The 21,481-nt window shown below is 41.2% G+C and carries 23 protein-coding genes; 13 read left to right on the top strand and 10 right to left on the bottom strand.

Annotation, left to right across the window (positions count from 1 at the left end; genetic code table 11):
- Positions 1-12: 12 nt before the first annotated feature.
- Complete coding sequence (locus BSR19_RS03910) at positions 13-1,299, top strand: peptidase U32 family protein (protein WP_004182776.1); 1,287 nt, start codon at positions 13-15, stop codon at positions 1,297-1,299.
- Positions 1,299-1,616, top strand: a complete 318-nt coding sequence (locus BSR19_RS03915) for a CHY zinc finger protein (protein ID WP_118171917.1) — start codon at positions 1,299-1,301, stop codon at positions 1,614-1,616. The genes BSR19_RS03910 and BSR19_RS03915 overlap by 1 nt, the downstream gene beginning before the upstream one ends.
- A gap of 46 nt (positions 1,617-1,662) precedes the next feature.
- Here BSR19_RS03915 and BSR19_RS03920 read toward each other — a convergent pair whose 3' ends face one another.
- Positions 1,663-2,202, bottom strand: coding sequence for a biotin transporter BioY (locus BSR19_RS03920; protein ID WP_037600379.1), 540 nt, complete (start codon positions 2,200-2,202; stop codon positions 1,663-1,665).
- Positions 2,203-2,297: 95 nt separating this feature from the next.
- Positions 2,298-2,582 carry a hypothetical protein gene (locus tag BSR19_RS03925; RefSeq protein WP_156246607.1) on the bottom strand — a complete coding sequence of 95 codons (285 nt, stop codon included), beginning with the start codon at positions 2,580-2,582 and terminating at the stop codon, positions 2,298-2,300.
- 124 nt (positions 2,583-2,706) lie between these two features.
- On the opposite strand from BSR19_RS03925, the gene BSR19_RS03930 reads away from it, so the two are divergent.
- A complete protein-coding gene (locus tag BSR19_RS03930) occupies positions 2,707-2,919 on the top strand; it encodes a YdbC family protein (RefSeq protein WP_002886106.1) in 213 nt (70 codons plus the stop codon).
- Between the two features lie 36 nt (positions 2,920-2,955).
- Here BSR19_RS03930 and BSR19_RS03935 read toward each other — a convergent pair whose 3' ends face one another.
- Positions 2,956-4,290 carry an Nramp family divalent metal transporter gene (locus tag BSR19_RS03935; RefSeq protein ID WP_060972771.1) on the bottom strand — a complete coding sequence of 445 codons (1,335 nt, stop codon included), beginning with the start codon at positions 4,288-4,290 and terminating at the stop codon, positions 2,956-2,958.
- Between the two features lie 206 nt (positions 4,291-4,496).
- Between BSR19_RS03935 and BSR19_RS03940 the strand changes: the two genes are divergently transcribed.
- The gene (locus tag BSR19_RS03940) at positions 4,497-4,805 is read left to right on the top strand and encodes a hypothetical protein (protein WP_156246608.1); all 309 of its coding nucleotides are present in this window, start codon (positions 4,497-4,499) and stop codon (positions 4,803-4,805) included.
- Between the two features lie 39 nt (positions 4,806-4,844).
- On the opposite strand, the gene BSR19_RS03945 is transcribed toward BSR19_RS03940, so the two are convergent.
- Positions 4,845-5,387 (bottom strand): DUF7832 domain-containing protein, encoded by a 543-nt coding sequence (locus BSR19_RS03945; protein WP_156246609.1) that lies wholly within the window; start codon positions 5,385-5,387, stop codon positions 4,845-4,847.
- A 53-nt stretch (positions 5,388-5,440) separates the two neighbouring features.
- A complete protein-coding gene (gene lysS, locus BSR19_RS03950; RefSeq protein WP_021147031.1) occupies positions 5,441-6,931 on the bottom strand; it encodes a lysine--tRNA ligase in 1,491 nt (496 codons plus the stop codon).
- 227 nt (positions 6,932-7,158) lie between these two features.
- Between lysS and BSR19_RS03955 the strand changes: the two genes are divergently transcribed.
- The 4 genes from BSR19_RS03955 to BSR19_RS03970 all read left to right on the top strand — a co-directional run bounded on the left by BSR19_RS03955 (position 7,159) and on the right by BSR19_RS03970 (position 10,658).
- Positions 7,159-8,466, top strand: coding sequence for a LysM peptidoglycan-binding domain-containing protein (locus BSR19_RS03955; RefSeq protein WP_155212950.1), 1,308 nt, complete (start codon positions 7,159-7,161; stop codon positions 8,464-8,466).
- 13 nt (positions 8,467-8,479) lie between these two features.
- Positions 8,480-8,959 (top strand): hypothetical protein, encoded by a 480-nt coding sequence (locus BSR19_RS03960; protein ID WP_002885961.1) that lies wholly within the window; start codon positions 8,480-8,482, stop codon positions 8,957-8,959.
- A gap of 319 nt (positions 8,960-9,278) precedes the next feature.
- Positions 9,279-10,181 (top strand): HAD family hydrolase, encoded by a 903-nt coding sequence (locus BSR19_RS03965; protein WP_037600396.1) that lies wholly within the window; start codon positions 9,279-9,281, stop codon positions 10,179-10,181.
- Between the two features lie 57 nt (positions 10,182-10,238).
- Positions 10,239-10,658, top strand: coding sequence for a hypothetical protein (locus tag BSR19_RS03970; RefSeq protein ID WP_156246610.1), 420 nt, complete (start codon positions 10,239-10,241; stop codon positions 10,656-10,658).
- Between the two features lie 99 nt (positions 10,659-10,757).
- Here BSR19_RS03970 and BSR19_RS03975 read toward each other — a convergent pair whose 3' ends face one another.
- The 4 genes from BSR19_RS03975 to BSR19_RS03990 all read right to left on the bottom strand — a co-directional run bounded on the left by BSR19_RS03975 (position 10,758) and on the right by BSR19_RS03990 (position 13,467).
- Positions 10,758-11,396: a histidine phosphatase family protein gene (locus BSR19_RS03975; RefSeq protein ID WP_049545946.1), complete on the bottom strand. Its 639-nt coding sequence runs from the start codon at positions 11,394-11,396 to the stop codon at positions 10,758-10,760.
- A gap of 2 nt (positions 11,397-11,398) precedes the next feature.
- Positions 11,399-11,872, bottom strand: a complete 474-nt coding sequence (locus BSR19_RS03980; protein ID WP_021144404.1) for an aminoacyl-tRNA deacylase — start codon at positions 11,870-11,872, stop codon at positions 11,399-11,401.
- Positions 11,873-11,984: 112 nt separating this feature from the next.
- Positions 11,985-12,887: a glycoside hydrolase family 25 protein gene (locus BSR19_RS03985; RefSeq protein WP_156246611.1), complete on the bottom strand. Its 903-nt coding sequence runs from the start codon at positions 12,885-12,887 to the stop codon at positions 11,985-11,987.
- Between the two features lie 190 nt (positions 12,888-13,077).
- Entirely contained in the window at positions 13,078-13,467 is a 390-nt protein-coding gene (locus tag BSR19_RS03990) for a hypothetical protein (protein WP_061652211.1), read from the bottom strand.
- A gap of 151 nt (positions 13,468-13,618) precedes the next feature.
- Between BSR19_RS03990 and BSR19_RS03995 the strand changes: the two genes are divergently transcribed.
- Positions 13,619-14,461: an HAD family hydrolase gene (locus BSR19_RS03995; protein WP_156246612.1), complete on the top strand. Its 843-nt coding sequence runs from the start codon at positions 13,619-13,621 to the stop codon at positions 14,459-14,461.
- Between the two features lie 36 nt (positions 14,462-14,497).
- On the opposite strand, the gene BSR19_RS04000 is transcribed toward BSR19_RS03995, so the two are convergent.
- Entirely contained in the window at positions 14,498-15,124 is a 627-nt protein-coding gene (locus BSR19_RS04000; RefSeq protein WP_002890606.1) for a Pr6Pr family membrane protein, read from the bottom strand.
- A 110-nt stretch (positions 15,125-15,234) separates the two neighbouring features.
- On the opposite strand from BSR19_RS04000, the gene BSR19_RS04005 reads away from it, so the two are divergent.
- The 4 genes from BSR19_RS04005 (at position 15,235) to BSR19_RS04020 (ending at position 21,455) form a co-directional block, all read left to right on the top strand.
- The gene (locus tag BSR19_RS04005; protein ID WP_156246613.1) at positions 15,235-16,392 is read left to right on the top strand and encodes an Mbeg1-like protein; all 1,158 of its coding nucleotides are present in this window, start codon (positions 15,235-15,237) and stop codon (positions 16,390-16,392) included.
- A gap of 31 nt (positions 16,393-16,423) precedes the next feature.
- A complete protein-coding gene (locus BSR19_RS04010) occupies positions 16,424-17,188 on the top strand; it encodes an SDR family NAD(P)-dependent oxidoreductase (RefSeq protein WP_156246614.1) in 765 nt (254 codons plus the stop codon).
- Positions 17,189-17,308: 120 nt separating this feature from the next.
- The gene (locus BSR19_RS04015; RefSeq protein ID WP_156246615.1) at positions 17,309-20,299 is read left to right on the top strand and encodes a type I restriction endonuclease subunit R; all 2,991 of its coding nucleotides are present in this window, start codon (positions 17,309-17,311) and stop codon (positions 20,297-20,299) included.
- A gap of 22 nt (positions 20,300-20,321) precedes the next feature.
- Positions 20,322-21,455, top strand: coding sequence for an AbiH family protein (locus BSR19_RS04020; RefSeq protein WP_156246616.1), 1,134 nt, complete (start codon positions 20,322-20,324; stop codon positions 21,453-21,455).
- Positions 21,456-21,481 lie beyond the last annotated feature (26 nt).

Genomic DNA, 21,481 nt, shown 5'->3' on the forward strand with positions numbered 1-21,481 from the left:
ATTGGAGAAATTATGACTACAACTAAAAAACGCCCAGAGGTTTTGGTACCTGCTGGGACTTTGGAAAAATTGAAAGTCGCTGTAAATTACGGCGCAGATGCTGTTTTCGTTGGTGGACAAGCCTATGGTTTGCGTAGCCGTGCCGGAAACTTTACCATGGATGAGCTTCGTGAAGGTATCGAATACGCTCACGCACGTGGTGTTGATGTGCACGTCGCTTCAAACATGGTTACCCATGAAGGAAATGAAAAGGGAGCTGGTGAGTGGTTCCGTGAATTGCGTGATATGGGACTCGATGCCGTTATCGTATCAGATCCAGCCTTGATTGAAATCTGTTCAACCTACGCTCCAGGACTTAATATCCACTTGTCAACGCAAGCATCTGCGACAAACGTTGAAACCTTCCATTTTTGGAAACAGTATGGCTTGACCCGTGTTGTTTTGGCACGTGAGGTAACTATGGAGGAATTGGCTGAAATCCGTAAACGTACGGACCTTGAAATTGAGGCCTTTGTCCATGGTGCTATGTGTATCTCATACTCAGGTCGCTGTACCCTTTCTAACCACATGTCAGACCGTGATGCCAACCGTGGTGGTTGCTCACAGTCATGTCGTTGGAAATATGATCTTTACGACATGCCATTCGGCCAAGAGCGAAAGAGTATCCACGGTGAAGTTCCTGAAGAATACTCAATGTCAGCCGTTGACATGTGTATGATTGAAAATATCCCAGACCTTATCGATAATGGTGTTGACAGCCTTAAAATCGAAGGTCGTATGAAATCTGTCCACTACGTATCAACAGTTGCCAACTGTTACAAGGCTGCCTGTGACGCTTACATGGAAAGTGCAGAAGCCTTTTATGCCATCAAAGATGATTTGATTAACGAACTCTGGAAAGTTGCCCAACGTGAATTGGCAACAGGTTTCTACTACAAGACACCAACAGAAAATGAACAACTCTTTGGTGCCCGTCGTAAGATTCCACAATACAAATTCGTTGGTGAAGTCGTAGACTTTGACCCGGCAACTATGACAGCTACAATCCGTCAACGTAACGTTATCCTCGAAGGTGACCACGTTGAATTCTACGGACCAGGCTTCCGTCATTTCGAGTGTGATATCAAAGACCTTCACGATGCCAATGGTAACAAAATTGACCGTGCACCAAACCCAATGGAACTTCTTACAATTACCGTGCCACAAGAAGTTAAACCTGGTGATATGATTCGTTCAACTAAAGAAGGTTTGATTAACCTCTACCAAAAAGATGGTTCAAGTAAAACTGTTCGTGCCTAATGACAAGACAAATCAATGGCCTCCTGGTAGATGACCAGAGTAGGTGCCAGCACTACCATTCCACACTAGATATTGTTGCCTTAAAATGCTTTGAGTGTCTGAAGTATTATGCCTGTTATCAGTGTCATGATAGCTTGGAGGAACATAGCTTTCGAGCTTATCCCTGTCAGTTGAAACAGGACAAGGTCCTTATTTGTGGCGTTTGTCGGCATGAGATGACTATTGAGGAATATCAAGAGGCAGTAGCCTGTCCCAATTGTCATAGTGCCTTCAACCCAGCTTGTTCAAAGCACTATGATATTTATTTTGAAAAATAAAAAGATTGAAGATTCTGTTCCCACGAACAAAGTCTTCAATCTTTTTTTAGTTAAAGTAGCTATGATTTTTTAGTGCTTTTAAAACTGGCTTAGTCACCAAAGCGACAATCAGACCTTTTAAAAGGTCTGGGATGATAAAGGGTGTCAAACCGACTGCTACAGCTGCAGACCATCCCATCTTTCCAAGAAAATGCAGGCTAAGGATACCACCGACAAAGACAAGTGCATCTCCTAAAACAAAAGCCAAAAAGATCTTCCAAATAGGAGTCTTAGCATGAGCCAGTGCAGATGTGACAAGTGCAAAAAATGGGTAGGCAAGCAGATAGCCAGCTGAAGGACCAAAGAAGGCTTGGAGCCCCCCGCCTCCACCTGCAAAAACCGGTAGACCAATGGCACCTAGGATAAGGTAGAGGGTAGCGGCAAGAGTTGCCTCTCTTGGCTTAAGGATGGCAGCAACAAGTCCGACAGCAAAAGTTTGCAGAGTAATAGGAACTGCACCGATAGGAATAACAATTTGAGCCAGTGCGGCAATGATGGCAGCACCAAAAGCTGGAAGAATAAGCGACAGTGTACGATTTTGTGTCATTTTTAGTTAACCTTTCCTAAACAAATAGTTAACTTATTATAGCAAGTGATTTTGAAATAGTCAACCTAATAATAAAACGAGGTTAACTGATAAACTTAACCTCGTTGTGATATGATTTTTAGACGTTTGATTTCTTTAAGTTCAATCATGCTGATGATTTTATCTTGCTCGATAAAGATGGCTTGTCGCTCCCTGTCATAACGGTTGATGTAGCCCTTATAGGTCTTCTGATTGGATGTCAGCATGACCATTTGGTTATGATCAATAGCATGATAGATATCATTGATAAGCTGATTTTGCATTAGGTGGACAGGTTTGCTGTGACCTGTTTCCACAAAGTGATGAAGCTGATGCTTTACCGCTTCTAAAAAGTTTATCATGGTCATTTCCCTCGTTTCTTGTTAAAATAATTATAGCATGAAAGGTGATTTTTTGTGGATAACTTTCTTTCAAATCACACAATTTTTCATAGAAAAAACGAATAAAGCTAGTGGAGGTAAGCAAATGGCAGAATTTTCATTTGAAATTGAAGAAAAACTTTTGGTCTTGTCTGAGAATGACAAGGGTTGGACTAAGGAACTCAATCGTGTGAGCTTTAATGGCGCACCAGCTAAATATGACATCCGTACATGGAGTCCAGACCATACCAAGATGGGCAAGGGGATTACCCTCAGCAACGAAGAATTCCAAGTTCTCGTTGACGCCTTCAAAAACTAAAACAAGGTCAGCATGGCGCTGGCCTTATTTTTTTGTTTAAAACGTATCAAAGATAAGTTTGAGATTGAGAATGGTTAGGACAATGGCGATGGCATAACCAAGGAAGGTATTCCACTTGGCATTGACGTGTTTCCCCATGAGTGATTTTTTTGAAGTATAGTAAATCAAAGGGAAAATTGAGAATGGCAAGGCAATTGAAAGGAATACTTGTGAATAAACCAAGAGTTGATCCAGTGTCTTTTCTTGATCGCCGTAGAGAATGGCTACAATGATAACAGGTAGCAAGGCGAAGAGACGTGTGAACAAACGAATTACCCACTGTGGTAACCTCATGTGGAGGAAACCTTCCATGACAATCTGACCAGTTAGGGTACCAGTAATGGTAGAGTTTTGACCACTAGCCAAGAGTGCCAAGGCAAAGAGGGTTGAGAGTGTTGAACTAGCAACCGCACCAGCAATCTTAGAGTCCTGAAGAGCATTGTACATTTGTGAGAAGGCTGAAATATCAGAAGCGTGACCAAAGAAGAGAGCTGCTCCCAAAATCAAGAGGAGGGAGTTAACCACAAAGGCCAAAGTCAACTGAATGTTTGAGTCCCAGGTCATGAAACGGACAGCCTTTGTCACGTCTTTACCATCTGAATAGTCAACCTTACGAGTCTGTGACAAGGATGAGTGCAAGTAGAGGTTATGTGGCATAACGGTTGCACCTACAATCCCAAGTGCCAAAGTCAACTGGTTGGTGTGCCCAGCAGCATGTGGCTCAAAGAGCGCTGGCGTAGGGAGATAACCCTCGAGGATTCCCGTAATACTAGGCTCAGACAAGGCTACCAGGTAGACAAAGATAACCAAGATGGTCAAAATCAAGGTTGAAACAATAGCCTCGATTTTCTTGAATCCAAGCTTCATGATGAGTAGGAGTAGGAAAACATCTAGGACTGTCACCAGAATGGCAACCATAATTGGAATACCAAAGAGCAGGTTCAGTGCGATGGCAGAACCAAGCACCTCGGCTAAGTCCGTCGCCATTAAGGCAAGCTCCAGAATCACCCAAAGCGTGTATCGCAACCATTTGGGCGAGTGGTAGGCCGTCGCTTGGGCCAGGTCCATTTGAGTCACAATCCCTAACTTTCCAGCCATTTGTTGCAACTGCATAGCGATTAAAGATGAAATTAAGATGACAAAAAGAAGACTATACTTGTAGGTCGCCCCACCGACGACACTGGTAATCCAGTTTCCTGGATCCATGTAACCCACGGCCACGAGAGCCCCAGGTCCCAAGAAAGCCTTAAGATTTTGCCAAAAACGATTATTATTTGGTGTATCTATTGATTGGTTTACCTCAGAAAGGGAAACCTTTTTTGAAGATGTCATAAACACCTCTTTCTAAGTCATTCTGCCTAAAAGTTGCATTATTTCTAGACAGACCGACAATTTTATTATAACACTATGAGGATGATGTGCAAGGTTTTGAAAGGTATTGACCTATCTTACATTGATGTCATAGACGACTTTTCAGAATTGACTTTTTATATTAAACTATAAGAGTAGATGATTTCATAGATGAGGGAGAAAAATAATTGAAAACATTACAACTAACAGCTAAGAAAAAGATTACCCTGACACTCCTAGTTGTCATCGCAGTTGCTTTGGTTATCTTTATCGTTAACGTGCAGATGAATCAGCCAGATAACCTACCTGCCAACTACATGGAGCGCCTTAAAAATCCTGGAATGACGGGCGATTACATCGGCCTCTGGAAGTCTCGCTGGCATGAAGAAAACAAAGCCTGGCTTTATCCTGCGAAACAATACGCTATCTATGCAGTAGTAGCCCTAGCTTGTCTATCAGCTTGGGTCACAGCTTCAAAAGCAAAATTTTGGAAATAAGAAAATGCTTCTCTCGAGATGAGAGAAGCGTTTTTCATATTATTTGATGTTCTTATATTGACTGAACATCTCGTCGATATCATCTTCAACCAAGTGATAGATTTTCCAGTCAAATTCAGTTCTAGCAACATCATCAACCAAGACTGTATAACAAAAATCCATATAATCTTCATAAAAATCAGAGATGAAGGGGAGGAGTGTGTCACTAATATCAGATGAATAGAGTTTTTCATCAAGATGTTTAAAGAGATAGTCTGTACCCGTAATCGTTTCATTCTTGAGTTTTTGTGCATCCTCAAGGTTAAATCCATCGCTTTGGGGATTCAGAAAATCATGTTTTGCTAACCAAGCTACGAAGATACTGAGATGAAAAGCAGCTCTTTTACTAATCTCTTGCATATCTGATTGGCTTAGTTTTTCTGAAGGGATATCGTTTTCTTCACAATAAAATACAAGTGCGTGATCGAAGAAATAATCTGTGCGGTCTATGAGAAAGTCTACTTGGCTTTCTTCTATTTTTGTATCAGCCTGTTCACCCACACTTGATTTTTTCTTAAATAGGGATTGTAATTTTTTGAACACGTTTATACCTCATATAAAAATATCCCATTATTTGACTAATGGGATATCACTTTTTATTTCATCGTTGGGAACAACAAGACATCACGGATGGTTGTTGTGTCAGTGAGAAGCATGCAGAGACGGTCGATACCGATTCCGAGTCCACCTGTTGGTGGCATACCGTATTCGAGGGCTTCAACGTAGTCGTAGTCGATGCCTGTTGCTTCGTCGTCACCGAGTTCTTTAGCAGCAGCTTGTGCTTCGAATCGTGACAATTGATCGATTGGGTCGTTCAATTCGGTGAAGGCATTTCCGTACTCTTTTGTCATGATGAAGAGCTCGAAACGGTCAGTGAAGCGTGGGTCTTCTGGGTTTTTCTTAGCCAATGGAGACACAGCAACTGGGTGACCGTAAACGAATGTTGGTTGAATTAAGGTTTCTTCAACGAATTCTTCGAAGAAGGCGTTGATGATATGACCAACTTCAGTGTAGTGTTTTTCAACTGGAACATTCTTTTCAGCGGCGATAGCTTTGGCTTCGTCCAAAGTCATGTCTTGCCAGAAGTCAACGCCAGTGATTTCCTTGATTGCATCAACCATGTGGATGCGTTTGAATGGTTCGTTGATCTTGATTTCAGTTCCTTGGTAGTTGATAGGTCCATCACCTTTAACCGCTTTAGCAGCGTGTTGGATGATACCTTCAGTCAAGTTCATGATATCGTGGAAGTCAGCGTAAGCTTGGTAAACTTCGATAGATGTGAACTCAGGGTTGTGAGTGGCATCCATACCTTCGTTACGGAAGATACGTCCGATTTCGTAAACACGCTCCATACCACCAACAATGAGACGTTTGAGGTGGAGCTCAGTCGCGATACGAAGTACCATGTCGATGTTTTGTGCATTGTGGTGAGTGATGAAAGGCTTAGCAGCAGCACCACCAGCTTCATTGTGAAGAACAGGTGTTTCGACTTCAAGGAAACCTTGAGCATCGAGGTAGCGACGGATTTCAGAAATGATTTTTGAACGTGTGACAAAGCGGTCAAAGCTTTCACGGTTAGAAATCAAATCGAGGTAACGTTTACGGTAGATGGTTTCAACGTCTGAAAGTCCGTGGAATTTCTCAGGCAATGGGCGAAGGGCTTTAGACAAGTGCGTGATATGAGTAGCCTTGATAGAAAGTTCTCCCATATCTGTACGCATAACTTCACCTTCGACGCCGAGGAAGTCACCAAGGTCAGCTTTCTTGAAGATGTCGTAGTTTTCTTCACCGACAGCATCTTTACGTACGTAGATTTGGATTTGACCATCGCGGTCTTGGATGTGTGCGAAGCCAACTTTACCTTTACCACGTTTAGTCATCAAACGACCTGCGATTGTAGCAGTTTCGTTGATTTCGTGCAATTCTTCTTTTGTTTTGTCAGCGTATTTTTCTTTTAATTGACCAGATGTAGCTGTGCGTTCGAATCGCTTACCAAAAGGATCGATTCCTTGTTCAGCCAAGGCCGCCATTTTTTCACGACGGACAATCTGTTGATCGTTTAATTCTTCCATGTGTTGATTTGACATGTTAGTCCTCCATAAAATAGTCGTAATTATTGTATCATAAATCACCTTCTAAAGATAGGACAAATGATTAAATGTCAGATAAATAAAGCTAGGATTTGTCTATTTTTAGGACAAATCGTTAACTAGCATTAATCTTTGATTAGAAAGTTATAGAATTTATTGACAAATATAATAAAAAGGGTGTACAATAGCAAAGTAAGTTTCGTATGATATAAGGAGGAAATACGATGAAAAAGAAAAATTATGTTAGTAAAGCCGTGATGCTTGGCGCTTTACTAGCACCTATTGGGATGCCTACGGTATCTGTGTTAGCAGATAGCTTTTATCAAAATCAAACGAGTGCTCACGCTGCTGATATTACAAACTGGATTGCCAGCACACCTGAACAAATTACAAATAATTTGACAACTCAGAATATCAATCCACAGCAGTTAGATGGTCAACAGTACGTGATTCAATGGGGAGATACCTTGTGGGGAATCTCTCAAGCGACTGGAATTTCTATTGAAAAATTAGCCTACGATAATAATATTCAGAATATTGATCTTATCTTTGCAGGTGATGTCCTCATCTTGAAACGTGATGGTGATGTTCCAGCAGGTTACCATGTGACTGGTAATGGTTACCGTTGTGCACATTCTAAGATTGTTATCAACAACTACTACGGTGATAACAACCGAGTGATTATCAATAATAGCACTTTTGTCTCTGATGACCATTCTAAGAATACAGTGATTTACGCTCCAGATAATTCTGACAATAGCGTTTCATTCTCAAATAATACGACTAATAATAATAACGATAAAGACAAAGATACTAAAGAGTCTAAAGATAGCAAGGACTCATCTTCGTCATCATCAGAATCTAAAGATGCTTCATCAAGTTCAACAAGTGGATCATCATCTTCTGCATCAAGCTCAACAGCAAGCAGTAGTGAAAGTAAAGCAAGTACAGAAAGTTCTAAGGAAAAAGAATTGACTGATGATGCTTTCCAAGACAAGGTTCAAAGTGAATTCGAACAAGTATATCAACAAAAACGCTCAGGTAGTCCTGCATGGACTTTCTTCTTACATGCAGATGATAAGAATGGTAAAAATGTTGAATATAAGAAGGACACTGAAAGCACAGCTCTTTACCTACAAGGTGAAACACCTAAGTCTAAAGACATTGTAGATGGACCTAAAGATGGTGCCAAAACGGAAGCCAATGCCAAAGCTCTCGCTCAAAAGATTTACGATGCTCTTAACAGTGATAGTAAGATGTCAGATCTTATTAAAGCAAAATATGCTCAAATTCAGGTAAGTTATAAAGGTGATAAGTGGGCTTTCAATGTTGATGTTTACAAGGAAAAAGAAAGTTCATCATCAAGCACTGAAAAATCATCTGAATCTAAGGCTTCATCAAGTGATGATTCTCAAACAGAAACACGCATGAGTTCAAGCTCATCAAGCCTTGAACGCTCATCATCAAGTTCTTCAAGCCACACTGAAACAGACTCAGAGGCAACTTTCTCTGACCTAACTGGTGACGAATAGAGAGGGGCAAGACATGTCAAAGAGAAATATCATTATTAGTGTTGTTCTTGCTTGTCTCTTGGTTACGGGAGCTGGATTTGGTGCTTTTTATTACTGGGGAACACACCATTTAGATAGTGTTGTACCTGGTAAGGTTTACCAATACTCAAGTACTCTAAACGGTGAGGTCAATAATCGTGTCATGTATGTAGCCTTCCAAGAAGGTGGGAACAAGGCGCTTGTGAGTCAAGATCGTACGACAGTGGTTAATGCTGCTAAGAGTCAGACTGATTTTGACAAGGCCTATAATGACCAAACAGCTAAGTGGGAATACAGTGTGACAAAAACAACATTGACTCTTGGTAAAAAAGAGGATGATCAATTGTCACAATGGCAGTACAACAAGGTCTTTGCTTATGGCGACCACTTCACATCAAAAGATTTCTATTACCAGATTGCCAAAGGTGGTCAGGGTGAAGTCAAACAAAAAATGACCTTCAAAGAAATTAAATAAGCGTCTAAATATGACAAGATGCATTAGGTTTGGGACAAAATGTTCCAAACCTTTTTCTATCTTCAAAACACGAATAATTTTTTCTTAAGTGGGGTCGAAAATTGAAAAGAAAGGGTAAAAACGGTATAATAAGACTGTTTGGGCAATTGCATCTTAGTTAAAAAACAGACGAGTAAGATTGCCCTAGACAGTTGACTAAAAGCTTACTTTTGCAAGACTGAAGATAAACTTAGGAGCTGACTCATGTAGTAGTTTAGTTGTTAGTTTCCTAATTTATTTAAGTCTCTGACAAGAGAATGATATAAGAAAGAACGGACAGATGATTACTTCTATTGTTTTTGACGTTGACGATACTATTTATGACCAACAGGCACCTTATCGTATTGCCATGGAAAAATGCTTCCCTGACTTTGATATGAGCCACATGAATCAAGCCTACATTCGTTTCCGCCACTATTCTGATGTTGGTTTTCCACGTGTAATGGCCGGTGAGTGGACAACTGAGTATTTCCGTTTTTGGCGCTGTAAAGAGACACTTTTGGAGTTTGGCTACCGTGAAATTGATGAAGAAACGGGTAACCATTTCCAAGAGGTTTACGAGCATGAGTTGGAAAATATCACCATGCTTGATGAGATGCGCATGACCCTTGATTTCCTCAAGGAAAAAAATGTTCCTATGGGTATTATTACCAATGGACCAACAGAGCACCAACTTAAGAAGGTCAAAAAGTTGGGACTTTATGATTATGTGGACCCTAAGCGTGTCATCGTCAGTCAGGCGACAGGTTTCCAAAAGCCTGAGAAGGAAATCTTCAACCTCGCTGCTGAGCAATTTGATATGAATCCATCGACGACGCTCTACGTTGGAGATTCTTATGACAATGATGTCATGGGTGCCTTCAATGGTGGCTGGCATTCTATGTGGTTTAACCACCGTGGACGTAGCCTCAAACCAGGTACTAAGCCAGTCTTCGACTTGGAAATCGACAATTTTGAGCAACTCTTTGGAGCGGTAAAAGTCCTTTTCGATCTTCCAAATAACAAATATATCTTTGATATCAATGATAATGAAAATCCAGTCCTTCAACTAGGTATCAATAATGGTCTTATGATGGCGGCTGAACGTCTTCTTGAGAGCAATATGAGTATTGATAAAGTGGTTATCCTTCTTCGTTTGAATGCGAACCAGGAAAAAATCCTTCGTATGAAATATGGAAGATAATAGAGCGGCCTCGTATGGCCGTTTTATTGTCTAGAACGTGAGATAAGGAGTTTGAAAATGGTAGAAATCAACAACTTAAAACATGATATTGAAGCACTAAGTGCTGAGCGTGATGCATTGAGAAAAGAGGTAGAAGCACTCGAAGCTAAACGTGACGATCTCTTTGAAGGTGTTAGAGATGCAGAGCAGATGAAGTGCCTTGCCTGGGATTCCTATAATGCATTATCAGACCACCTTAATGCAGAAGAAAAGCAAAGAGAGTTTGCTAACAACTATTGGGAACATGTCCATAGAACTGTCAAAATAGATATGGAATTTGTTTTGAGTCGTGGTCTTCGTTTTAAGCGTTTATTGTCTGAAGGACAGTATGATCTTGTCTTACAGGAACTAGATGTTTTCGAAAAGGAATTAGATGATTTGGCTCGAGGATTTGGTGTTGAATTAGACCGTTTGCCAGAGGAACCGAGTTGGAAATAATGAAAGTGAAGCTCTTAAAGTAATAGATTTAGGGGCTTTTTGACTGCTAAAAAGCGACCCTTGTTCAGGATCGCTTGTCTTATGAAGTCAGTCGCTGATTTAGCTGATCTTGTTTTGTTCATCCATATAGGACGTATCATTCCAACATTTAAGAGTGAAGTGCTCGAAATCATTGGTTTCGAGAATAGTGACAGAAGCATTGTCAAGACCTCCTGCCTTACGAAGAAGACCAGGTTCAAAACCAAGGAGGGTACGGATAGAAGCCGTTAAGTTAGCTCCGTGACCAACGATGAGGACATTTTTAGCATCACTATCTTTAAGTGTTTTAATAAATTCGGCCACACGTTTGGTTGTCTGGTAGACAGACTCAGCTTGGAAGTCATTAGCACGGAAGTTGGCTAGGTTATGACGGAAGGCATCCATTTCTTTTGGATAGATGGCCTGAACGAGTGCAATTTTTTGCCCTTCCAGTTTACCAAGTTGCCATTCACGCAGAGCTTTAGTGTAGGTAACTTTAGCTTTAGGCTTTTGAGACTCCATGATGAGTTCAGTGGTTTTTTTAGCACGTGGTAGGTCACTTGAGAAGATTAAGTCAAAATGTGTGTCACTGAGATAGTGACCTAACTCTCGTACTTGTTCGATAGATTCTTTAAGCAAAGGCGAGTCTCCCTTGGCGCCTTGAAGTCGGCCTTCCAAGTTCCACTCAGTTTTACCGTGACGTACAAAATACAGTTTCATGATTACTCCTTAATATCAGCAAATTCAGCATTAACAAAATCAGCAAGATTTTGACTATTGATACGGATAGAACGCCCAATTTCTCCCGCTGAGACAATAAGGAAGCCAGCTTCTTGGGCGGATTGATCGATATAAATAGGGAAATTGTGCTTTTGGCGAATTCCCACTGGGTTGTTAGCTCCGTGAACATAGCCAGTTGTTTTTTGGAGATCCTTTTGTGGAATCATTTGAACCTTCTTGTTCCCTGAAATTTTAGCTAATTTCTTTTCAGACAGGTGTTCGGTGATAGGGACGATGCCGATGACTGGTCCTGTCTTATCTCCCTTAAGGGCAAGGGTTTTATAAATGCTCTCACGCGCCACATCTTCTGGAAGCTCCCCTTCTAAACCATTGAAGGATAAGCTATCATGGTCAATATTAGCTTTATCAAGAATTTGGTCAACCAAGGTCTTCTTGACTTTGCCTTTCTTAGCCATTGTCATATCTCCTTTTAAAGTTATACATTTCTACCATCCATTATAACACATTCATCCGAGCACGCCTAAGCCAATTTGACAAGAAGAAAACCAGTGCCTTAGACACTGGTTTTTACTGACTACTAGATGAACTTGTCGAAGTAGTCTTCTTATTTTTAGTTGGTTTTTGCTTAATCCTACCAAAGAGTTTTTCAAAGGTTTTACGTTTGTTTTTCTCAGGATTGATTTGGTTAAGATCTAGGATATTATCGAAACCAGGCAGGCTTCCTTGTGACGTATACTGGTGAAGGTCATAGTCGATTTCAGTATTTGGTAGAGCCTCATAATAACCAGAATCGGTACCGTAGGCTGGAATCCAAACAGCATCAAAGTTTTTAGTTGAAACTTCTTGCTCAAGCATGAAATAAGCACCAATATAGAGACCAACGTTTTCAGCTCCTAGACGTTTGAGCTCAGCGAGAAAGGCTTGGACACCTTGCTCCATGTTGGACATGGTTTCTTCTTCAACGTCGATCCAGTAATAAGTAGGTTTGTATGGAGAAGCATTTTTGTAGAAAATACGAGCTTCTTCCTTCATCTCTTTAACAGAAGTACCTTGAGCGTAGGAATAGACGGCAACTGGAACGTCACGTTTTTTGAGTTCTTTGATATGTGTTTTAAAAGATTTGTCGACCCCATTCGAACTAGCGGCATTGCTATCCTTACTAATCTGTGATCCACCGAAGACGCGGATAATAGCACCAGAAATATGATTTGACAAGACATCGTAATCGATATCCTGAGGTAGTTGCCACCCCGAAAGGTCGATAATGGGATTGAGTATCAGCTCCTCGTCAGAACTGCTAGATGTACTACTGGTTGTTGTTTTTGGTGTAGTAGCATAAGGAAGAGCAGATTTCACGTTTTGGAGATGCGCCTGCTGTTTGGACGTATTGTGAATATTTGCAATAACTAATGCTAATCCTAAAAGAGCTAGAACCACGTAAACAACGATCGGTTTTATTCTTTTTCTCATTACTCCCATTCTACCTTAAATAGCGCAAAAATGCAAAATAGAGTGTTTGTAAATTCTGTGAGAGATATTAAAGTGACTGATGTTCAAAAAGCCTTTGTAGTGCTGACTTAGGCACATTTTATGAATAAGGGTGTTTTGAGCTAGTCTTGAATTAAGTGAATTTTTCATTTATTAAAGCAAAAAATTTAGCTTAAAAGTCAGTTTCCTCCTTGAAACTAGCGCCACTAGTGGCATCCGACCAGGCTACAAGAGCTTGAGCAGAGTTATCTAGATAGGTTTTGAGAGGCTGCTTCAAATCATAGATGGTCTCCCAAAATCCCAAGACATTTCCATCTTTGTCTATAGCAGCTTGGTAGGTTTGAATGAGGACTTGATCAAAACTGTCTGTTGGAATCTGATAACTTCTTTCTTTGGTAGGAGAGGCTAGCACTTCAGACATGATCCAATCAGGCAGATTTTCAGACTCACGGGGGAAGAAACTACCGTCAGCGCCACCATTGTCATAGAGAAAGTTTCCTTGGGCATCATAGGCTGCTAATTTATAGGGCAGGTGATTCAGTAGTGTTTTTAAATCATTCATACTTTCATCATAGCTTCTTTCATGCAAAATGGCAATGCATTGGATTGGAGACAATACTATCGTAGGATAGTATCAGTTTGTCCAAGGATAGTAGTATCTCTTGTAGCATTATCAGGGTATAATAAAGTAAAAGAAGACTCGAGGTGAAAACATGTCAAAACTTATTTTTCTAGATGTTGATGGGACCTTGGTGGATTATCATAACCGCATTCCAGAATCAGCAGTAAAGGCTATTCGTCAGGCCCGTGAAAAGGGCCATCTGGTCTATGTTTGTACTGGTCGTAGCAAGGCAGAAATGCAGCCAGAATTATGGGAAATTGGCTTGGATGGGATGATTGGTGGTAATGGCTCTTATGTGGAGCATCATGGACAGGTCCTTATGCATGAGCTGATTTCTAAGGAAGATGCGGCTAAGATTGTGGATTGGTTGACCCAACGTCATCTAGCTTTTTATCTTGAGAGCAATAATGGTCTATTTGCTAGTCCGGATTTTCGGGAGCGGGCACGTGAGACACTTAAGACTTACGCTATTCAAAAGGGGCAGTCAGAAGAGTCTGTCGCTGGTAAGGAACCAGAAGATTTTCTTCATGGCCTTCAGTATGGTGGGGAACTCTACCGTGATGACCTAAACAAGGTCAGTTTCGTTTTAGAATCCTATCAGGACCATCTAGATTCAAAAGAAGCTTTTCCACAGCTTGAAGCCCATACTTGGGGAGGGCGAGGTGAAACGGCCCTATTTGGTGATCTAGGTGTTAAGGATATTAACAAGGCCCATGCCATCGATGTCCTTTTGGAATATTTGGGGGCTGAGCGTTCGAACACCATTGCTTTTGGTGATGCCAAGATTGATATCCCTATGTTGGAATACTGTGAGGTTGGGGTTGCCATGGGAAATGGTGGGCCGGAAATCTTAGCTATGGCAGACCTAATCACAGACGATGTTGAAGCTGATGGTCTCTATAAGGCTTTTGATAAATTAGGCTTGTTGAAATAGAAAAAACTGAGTTCCTTTTGGGGCTCAGTTTGTGTTTTATGCTGGTTTACGACCGATAAATTTTTTCAAGAGGTATAAGAGATAGCCAACAGCGATATACCCGGCACTGATGACTAGGACATTTACCAAGACCTTGTTCCAGCCAAATTTATTGACATTGATAAAGAAGTAGGCGAAGGGGCTATCTTTGGCACCTGGGATTGGGAGTTTTAGAACCAAGCCATTTAGAAGGGCAAAGGCAAAGTAAGACAGAGGGACCACTGACCAGTAAATTGGTTCACGGAGACGGTAGGCTTTCTTAGCATCGAAAATGAGGGTATCAAGCACCAATCCCCAAGGGACAATATAGTGAACCAAGAAATTGCGGAGGGTCCAGAATTTCTCAGGTTCTGTAATAGGAGCCAAGAGGATGTGATAGATGACTCCAGTGATGAGGATGGCCATGGTTACGCCACCCTTGTAACGCAAGAGTTTTGTGTTAGTTGTCGCATCCCCTTTTTTGAAGTCATAGATGATAAAGAAAATCAAACTAGAAAAGACGAGGATATTGGACAAAACGGTGTAGTAGAGCAACATGCCCCAACCATCATCATGGATTTGGATAGAGACTCCTACCAATCCACAAAGAGCTAGTAAAATACGGTAAAATCGTGAAATAGTCATAAGCTTCCTTTTCCTAATAAATAATCTCCCTTATCATATCACATTTTTCACTAACAATTTTTTGAAAATTCTAGTAAAATCAAAGTAAGAAAGACTTCAAGGAGATTACTATGTCCAATCTAATCGATTATCTTGAAAAGGTAAAGGAACTTACCTTTGATCAAGAGCCTCTCAATATCTTGGATAAGGTTTGTATCAATGAAATTGGCTACCTGACTTATGAAAAATGCATCACAGCAAGTGATTTACAGAAAACCATCAATTTACATGACTATGCCGAGGGTAAAGAGCTAAATCCTGAGTATACCTTCATGGTGACTAAGGAACGGGTAGATTTGGCTGAAGCCATGGTCAGGTCGAAGCGTTTCGCTGGACTTAATCTAAGTGACTACTGTAGTGTCTTGGACAAGGAAGTCGAAAAGCAGTTTGCAGCCATGATTTTTAGTCTGCCTGAACTGGACTACCAGCAGATTGTTTTTCGTGGGACAGATGATAGCGTCATTGGCTGGAAGGAGGATTTTCAGCTGACATACAGTAGAGAAATTCCAGCCCATCGCTCAGCTATTGCCTTTCTGTCTGAGCACTTGCCAAAACTCAGTGGCTATATCGCTGTTTCTGGACATTCCAAGGGTGGTAATCTTGCCCTCTATTCGGCTGTTCAAGGCTCGACTGCTCTACGCGAGCAAATAGCAGAGCTCTTGCTCCTGGATTCACCAGGCTTGATGAAGTCCCTCTTAGAGAAGCCTTCTTACCAAGAGTTAAAAGCCAGGATGACAGTTATTAGACCTCAAGATTCTGTTGTGGGGGTTATGCTCTATTGGGATAGGCCCGCCCAGCTAGTCGCAGCAGAAGGCATTGGATTTGCTCAACATAACGCCTTGACTTGGGAGGTTGATTTAGTGGCAAATGATTTTGTTTATGAGGACCAGCCAACAGAGTTGAGTCAACGTTTGGAAGAAACCTTCCAAGAGTGGATTGAGACCTTGCCCAATCAAGAACTCAAGCAAGTTTGCGATTTGGTTTTTGATACCATCCTTGATTCAGGAATTGAGAGTCTAGACGATATTAGTATCAAAACTCTCCCTAAGTTAGGTCAGTTGTTGCAAGAATTTGGCAATCTTACTGACCAACAAAAGAAGGTCTTGCAAGACGGTTTCAACCAGTTACTCTGGATATTTTGGAAGTCAGGAAATAAAAAATCTACCCTGCCCAAGCTTGAACTTCCTGACTTTATCAAGAAGTTGAGTGAATTAACGAACAGCGATTAGGGTCAGCTGAACTATAGGAGTGGAGGATATCATGCCTAAAAACGTACTTATTACAGGAGCAACATCAGGAATTGGCGAAGCAACGGCGCGTGCCTTTGCTAAAGAGGGAGAAAATCTCATCCTAACAGGTCGCCGTGTGGAGCGTCTTCAAGCCTTGAAAGAAGAGCTCCAAGCAACCTATCCAGACCAAAAAATTTGGACCTTTGCACTGGATGTTACCGATATGGACATGGTCAAGGATGTTTGCCAAGCCATTCTCAAAAGTGTGGGGCAAGTCCATGTTTTAGTCAATAATGCAGGCCTGGCACTAGGCCTAACAGCCTATCAAGATTATGAAGAGTGGGATCTGCTGACCATGCTCGACACCAATGTCAAGGGCTTGATGATGGTGACACGTCAGATTTTGCCAAGCATGGTAGCTGCCAATGAGGGTCATATCATCAATATGGGCTCTACGGCGGGCATCTATGCCTATGCAGGTGCAGCTGTGTATTCAGCTACAAAAGCCGCAGTGAAAACTTTCAGCGACGGCTTGCGTATTGATACCATTGCCACAGATATCAAGGTGACAACCATTCAGCCCGGTATCGTTGAGACCGACTTTTCACAAGTTCGCTTTCACGGTGACAAGGACAAGGCAGCCAAGGTTTATCAAGGTTTGGAAGCCCTCCAAGCCCAAGATATTGCGGATGCTGTCCTCTATGTCACCAAGCAACCACGACGCGTCCAGGTTTCAGACATGACCATCATGGCTAACCAACAAGCCACAGGGTTTACGATTCATAGGGGGGAGTAAATAGAAGATAAAAACATGGCACCAAGCCGTGTTTTTTTGTTTGAATTTTCCCAAAACTATGAAAGAAACCGTGAAAATGCTATAATGTAAGGGATTACGACAATGTTGAAAGGATAAGTCATGCCAGCAGTTACTCCAGAACTTGAGATAGAACGTCAATTAATCGAGCAATTAACCTCTGGTGAGAGCCAGTGGACCTATCGCCCAGACTTAAAAAATGAAGGTCAATTATGGGACAACTTTTTTGAGAAGTTAGCGCAAAATAACGTTGCTCTACTAGCTGACCATCCCTTGACCGACCAGGAGAAGCGTCAAATCAAGAATCAGCTTAACTTCGTTAACTATTATGAAGCTGCTAAGTGGTTGGCTGGTGAAAATGGTATTGCCAAAGTCGAGGTGCAACGTGAGGATGCTAGCCTTGGGACTATCCGACTTTCTGTCATCTGGCGTGACAATATTGCTGCTGGAAAATCCAGTTACGAAGTGGTCAATCAGGTGGAACGTGACAAGGCCTATCCTCAAGATCAGGACCGTCGTTTAGATACAACCCTGATGATCAATGGACTTCCTCTTATCCATATCGAGCTCAAGAGTCCTCGTGTGGCCTTTTTGGATGCCTTTCATCAAATCAAAAAGTATGACCGTGAAGGAAAGTTACGTGGCATCTATTCCGCCCTTCAGATGTTTGTTGTGACTAATAAGGTTGATACACGTTATATCGCAGCTGCACGAGAGGATAAGCTCAATAAACAATTCTTGACATCTTGGGTGGATAAAGATAATAACCCCATGACCAGTCTCATGAATTTTGCCCATGAGGTCCTGTCTATTCCACGTGCCCATCAGATGGTGATGCAGTACTCCGTTATTGATGATAGTAAGAAAGCCCTCATCCTCTTACGTCCTTATCAAATCCATGCCATCGAGTCTGTTCAAGATGCCTCTCGCCGTCAGGAATCAGGCTATATCTGGCATACCACGGGTTCTGGTAAGACCCTGACCTCCTACAAGGTGGCTCGCAACCTCTTGCAGATCCCAGCTATCCAAAAGACCATCTTTGTCGTCGACCGTAGGGACCTTGACCAGCAGACGACCTCGTCCTTTCTCTCTTATGCGGCCAATGATGTCATCGATATCGACGAAACAGACAATACTCATGACTTGGTCAAGCGTTTGGTAGGAAATGATAAGCGAGTGATTGTGACGACTATCCAGAAAATCACAACCATGATGCGCAAGTTTGGAGAAGGTAATTACCAAAAGGATTCGGAAAAAATCAAGGACCTCCGTGTAGCATTCGTTGTGGATGAATGTCACCGTGCGGTCACACCTCAGACGCAAAAGGATATCAAGGGCTTTTTCCACAATTCGCTCTGGTATGGCTTTACTGGTACACCGATTTTCAAGGAAAATAAACGCAAGCAATTAGGCGATTTGGCACAAACCACCCACCAACAATATGGCGAACGCCTACACGAGTATACGGTCAAAGAAGCCATCCATGACGGAGCAGTTCTGGGATTCAAGGTAGACTATCGGAATACTATTATTTCGCCGATTCCTGAAAAAGATCTTCCTGACTCTGTTTATGAAGATAAAGAACACATGCTAGAAGTCTTGGATGCTATCCTAAACAAAAGTTATCAACAGTTGGGCTTTCCAAATGGTGTGGGCAAGACCTACGAGGCTATCTTAACGGTTAAGTCCATTCCACAAGCTCAGTCTTATTACAATCTGCTCAAGAGTATCAAGGCAGGACACGAACGTGTCAAGGTGTCAGAGCGAGCTAAGCGCGTGCTACCCGACTTTCCAAAGATGACAGTCACCTACTCAGTGTCGGAAAATGAAGAAGAGTCTATCGACTACCAAGAGCACATGAAGCAGGTCATGGACGACTACAATCAGGAGTTCGGTACCCATTTTAATATGGCTGATTTTCGTGGCTTTAACACGGATATCAATAATCGTTTAGCTAGAAAGTTAGATAAATACATTCCTCGCAATGAGCAGTTGGATTTGGTCATCGTCGTTGACCGTCTTTTGACAGGTTTTGATGCCCCATGTTTGTCGACTCTCTTTATCGATCGTAAGCCTATGCGTCCACAGGATTTGATTCAAGCCTTTAGTCGCACCAACCGCATCTTTGACAGTAAAAAGCGTTATGGCCACATCATTACCTTCCAAAGACCAGAGGCCTTTAAAGAGGCTGTGGATAATGCCCTTAAGCTCTACTCAAACGGTGGTGAAAATGACGTCACTGCCCCAGATTGGGACGAAGAAAAAGCTAACTTTATCCAAGCCTGGATAGACTTCCAAGTAAAAGTGGAAGATGTGGAAAACTATGTCATTACGATTGAGCAGGCCTCTAGCCCACAACTTCGTCGAATTGCCAAGGCTTACCAAACCTTTGACAAGTATCTGGCATCTATCCGTGTCTATAGCGAATACGATGAAGCGGCTATCTATGCAGAGACAGGACTGTCAGATGAAAAGCTCGAAACTTATCTAGGAATCTATCAAAATATCCTAGCAGAGCTCAAAAGCCGAGCAGAAGACGATGGTGATGATAATTTCTTTGACATCCACTACGAACTGGAATCGGTCCAAGTCGATGAGATTAACTATGCTTACATCCTGACACTGATTCAAAGTATGATCCAGCAGGAAGAGGATAGTCCACAGGCCCTCAGTGACAAGGATATCGAAACGGTTGATAACTATATCCAGAGTCTGGAACGCACCAATCCTAAACTAGCCGAAATCATCCGAAACCTGTGGAAAGAAGTCCAAGTCAATCCTAAAGATTACCAAGGACAATCTATCACTGGTGTCTTGGACACTATGATTGAAGACATCATAGACGACCATCTCAAACGCTTTGCCAGAGAATGGTATGTCGGACTGGATGAACTTCGTTACTATGTCCAACACTATCGTAAGGGGGCTAAGAAGCAATCGGGAGAAAGCCAGCTCACCAAGAGCCAACGCTACAAAGACTACAAAGCAGAAACAGCTGATGCCCTCAACCCGCTCAGCTACAAAAAACACATCAGAGAAGCCTACACCAAACTCATTGAAGAGGTTGTTGAACCACTGAGAGTAGGGAGGTAGAGGAGATAATTAGGGAGAATAAATGGCAGATACGATATTAATTTTAGGAAATGGCTTTGATTTAGCTATGGGTCGAAAAACGAGTTATAGTGATTTCGTAGAATTTGCTAACAAATTATTTGTAGAAAAAGATGACCATTTGCAGTCATTTCTTGACAGTAATAATATTGATATTGAGAAATATAAAGATAATTTATACCTTAGGTTTATAAACGATAATAGATCTAGCCTTGGTGAAAATTGGTCAAATCTTGAAATCATGATTTCTCAACTTGCTGAAGCAATAGATTTTTTCAAACTAAATTCCGACAAGTTATATCACAAAAGTGGTACCTTATCCCCCCAATATGTTGGCCAATTTCATAAAATGATGAATGGAGAGGGAAATTCTGCTTCAAAAATATTCATCGGTACCATTTTTTTAAAACTTTATAATAGATCCGGATGGGATAAGCTAGAGAGAGGATTAGCCATATCGAAATTAAATAATGAGTTTATTAGGCATCTTGATTTACTGACTGAGCTCCTAGAAATTTACCTTTCTTATAGAGACTACATAGATTTTGAAGTTGAACAAATTATTCCTAGTGATACAGTGTTAAATGCCATAGATGGAATTTCAGAGGCTAGTGTGATTAGTTTTAACTATACACATACCCCAAATAAACTTTATAAAATTCACTTAGAAAAGACCCATTTTATACATGGAGAAATTGATTTAAAAAGACAAAAACATAAAATTAATACCATGGTTTTTGGCATTGAAGATAAGGAAACTGAAATCAATAGTGATTTAATGCCTTATCAAAAATTCTATCAACGTGTCGTTAAAGAGACTGGAAATAAGTACGAGAAATTTTTTATTGATAGAAGCAAAGATACTTGGGGATCAGAAACTCTCTTAAACATTGTAGTTTTTGGTCACTCTGTTGATCCACTTGATAAGGAAATTTTTAGAAAGTGTTTTAATTTACTTGAGAACTCTTCTAACTATCGGTTCATTTTTACATACTATGATAATCCTACAAAACGATCAATAATTAAGAATTTAGCCATTATTCTAGGCAAAGATAAATTGGTTGAATTAACTGGTCGGAGAGAAGTTGTATTTGTGCAAAGTCAAGATATTGGTGGGATGGCAGAAGTTTTATTGTAGTTCTTATTGTGACGGTTAACTAGAAC

Origin of the sequence: Streptococcus salivarius, from assembly GCF_009738225.1 — a bacterium.
Lineage (GTDB): Bacteria > Bacillota > Bacilli > Lactobacillales > Streptococcaceae > Streptococcus.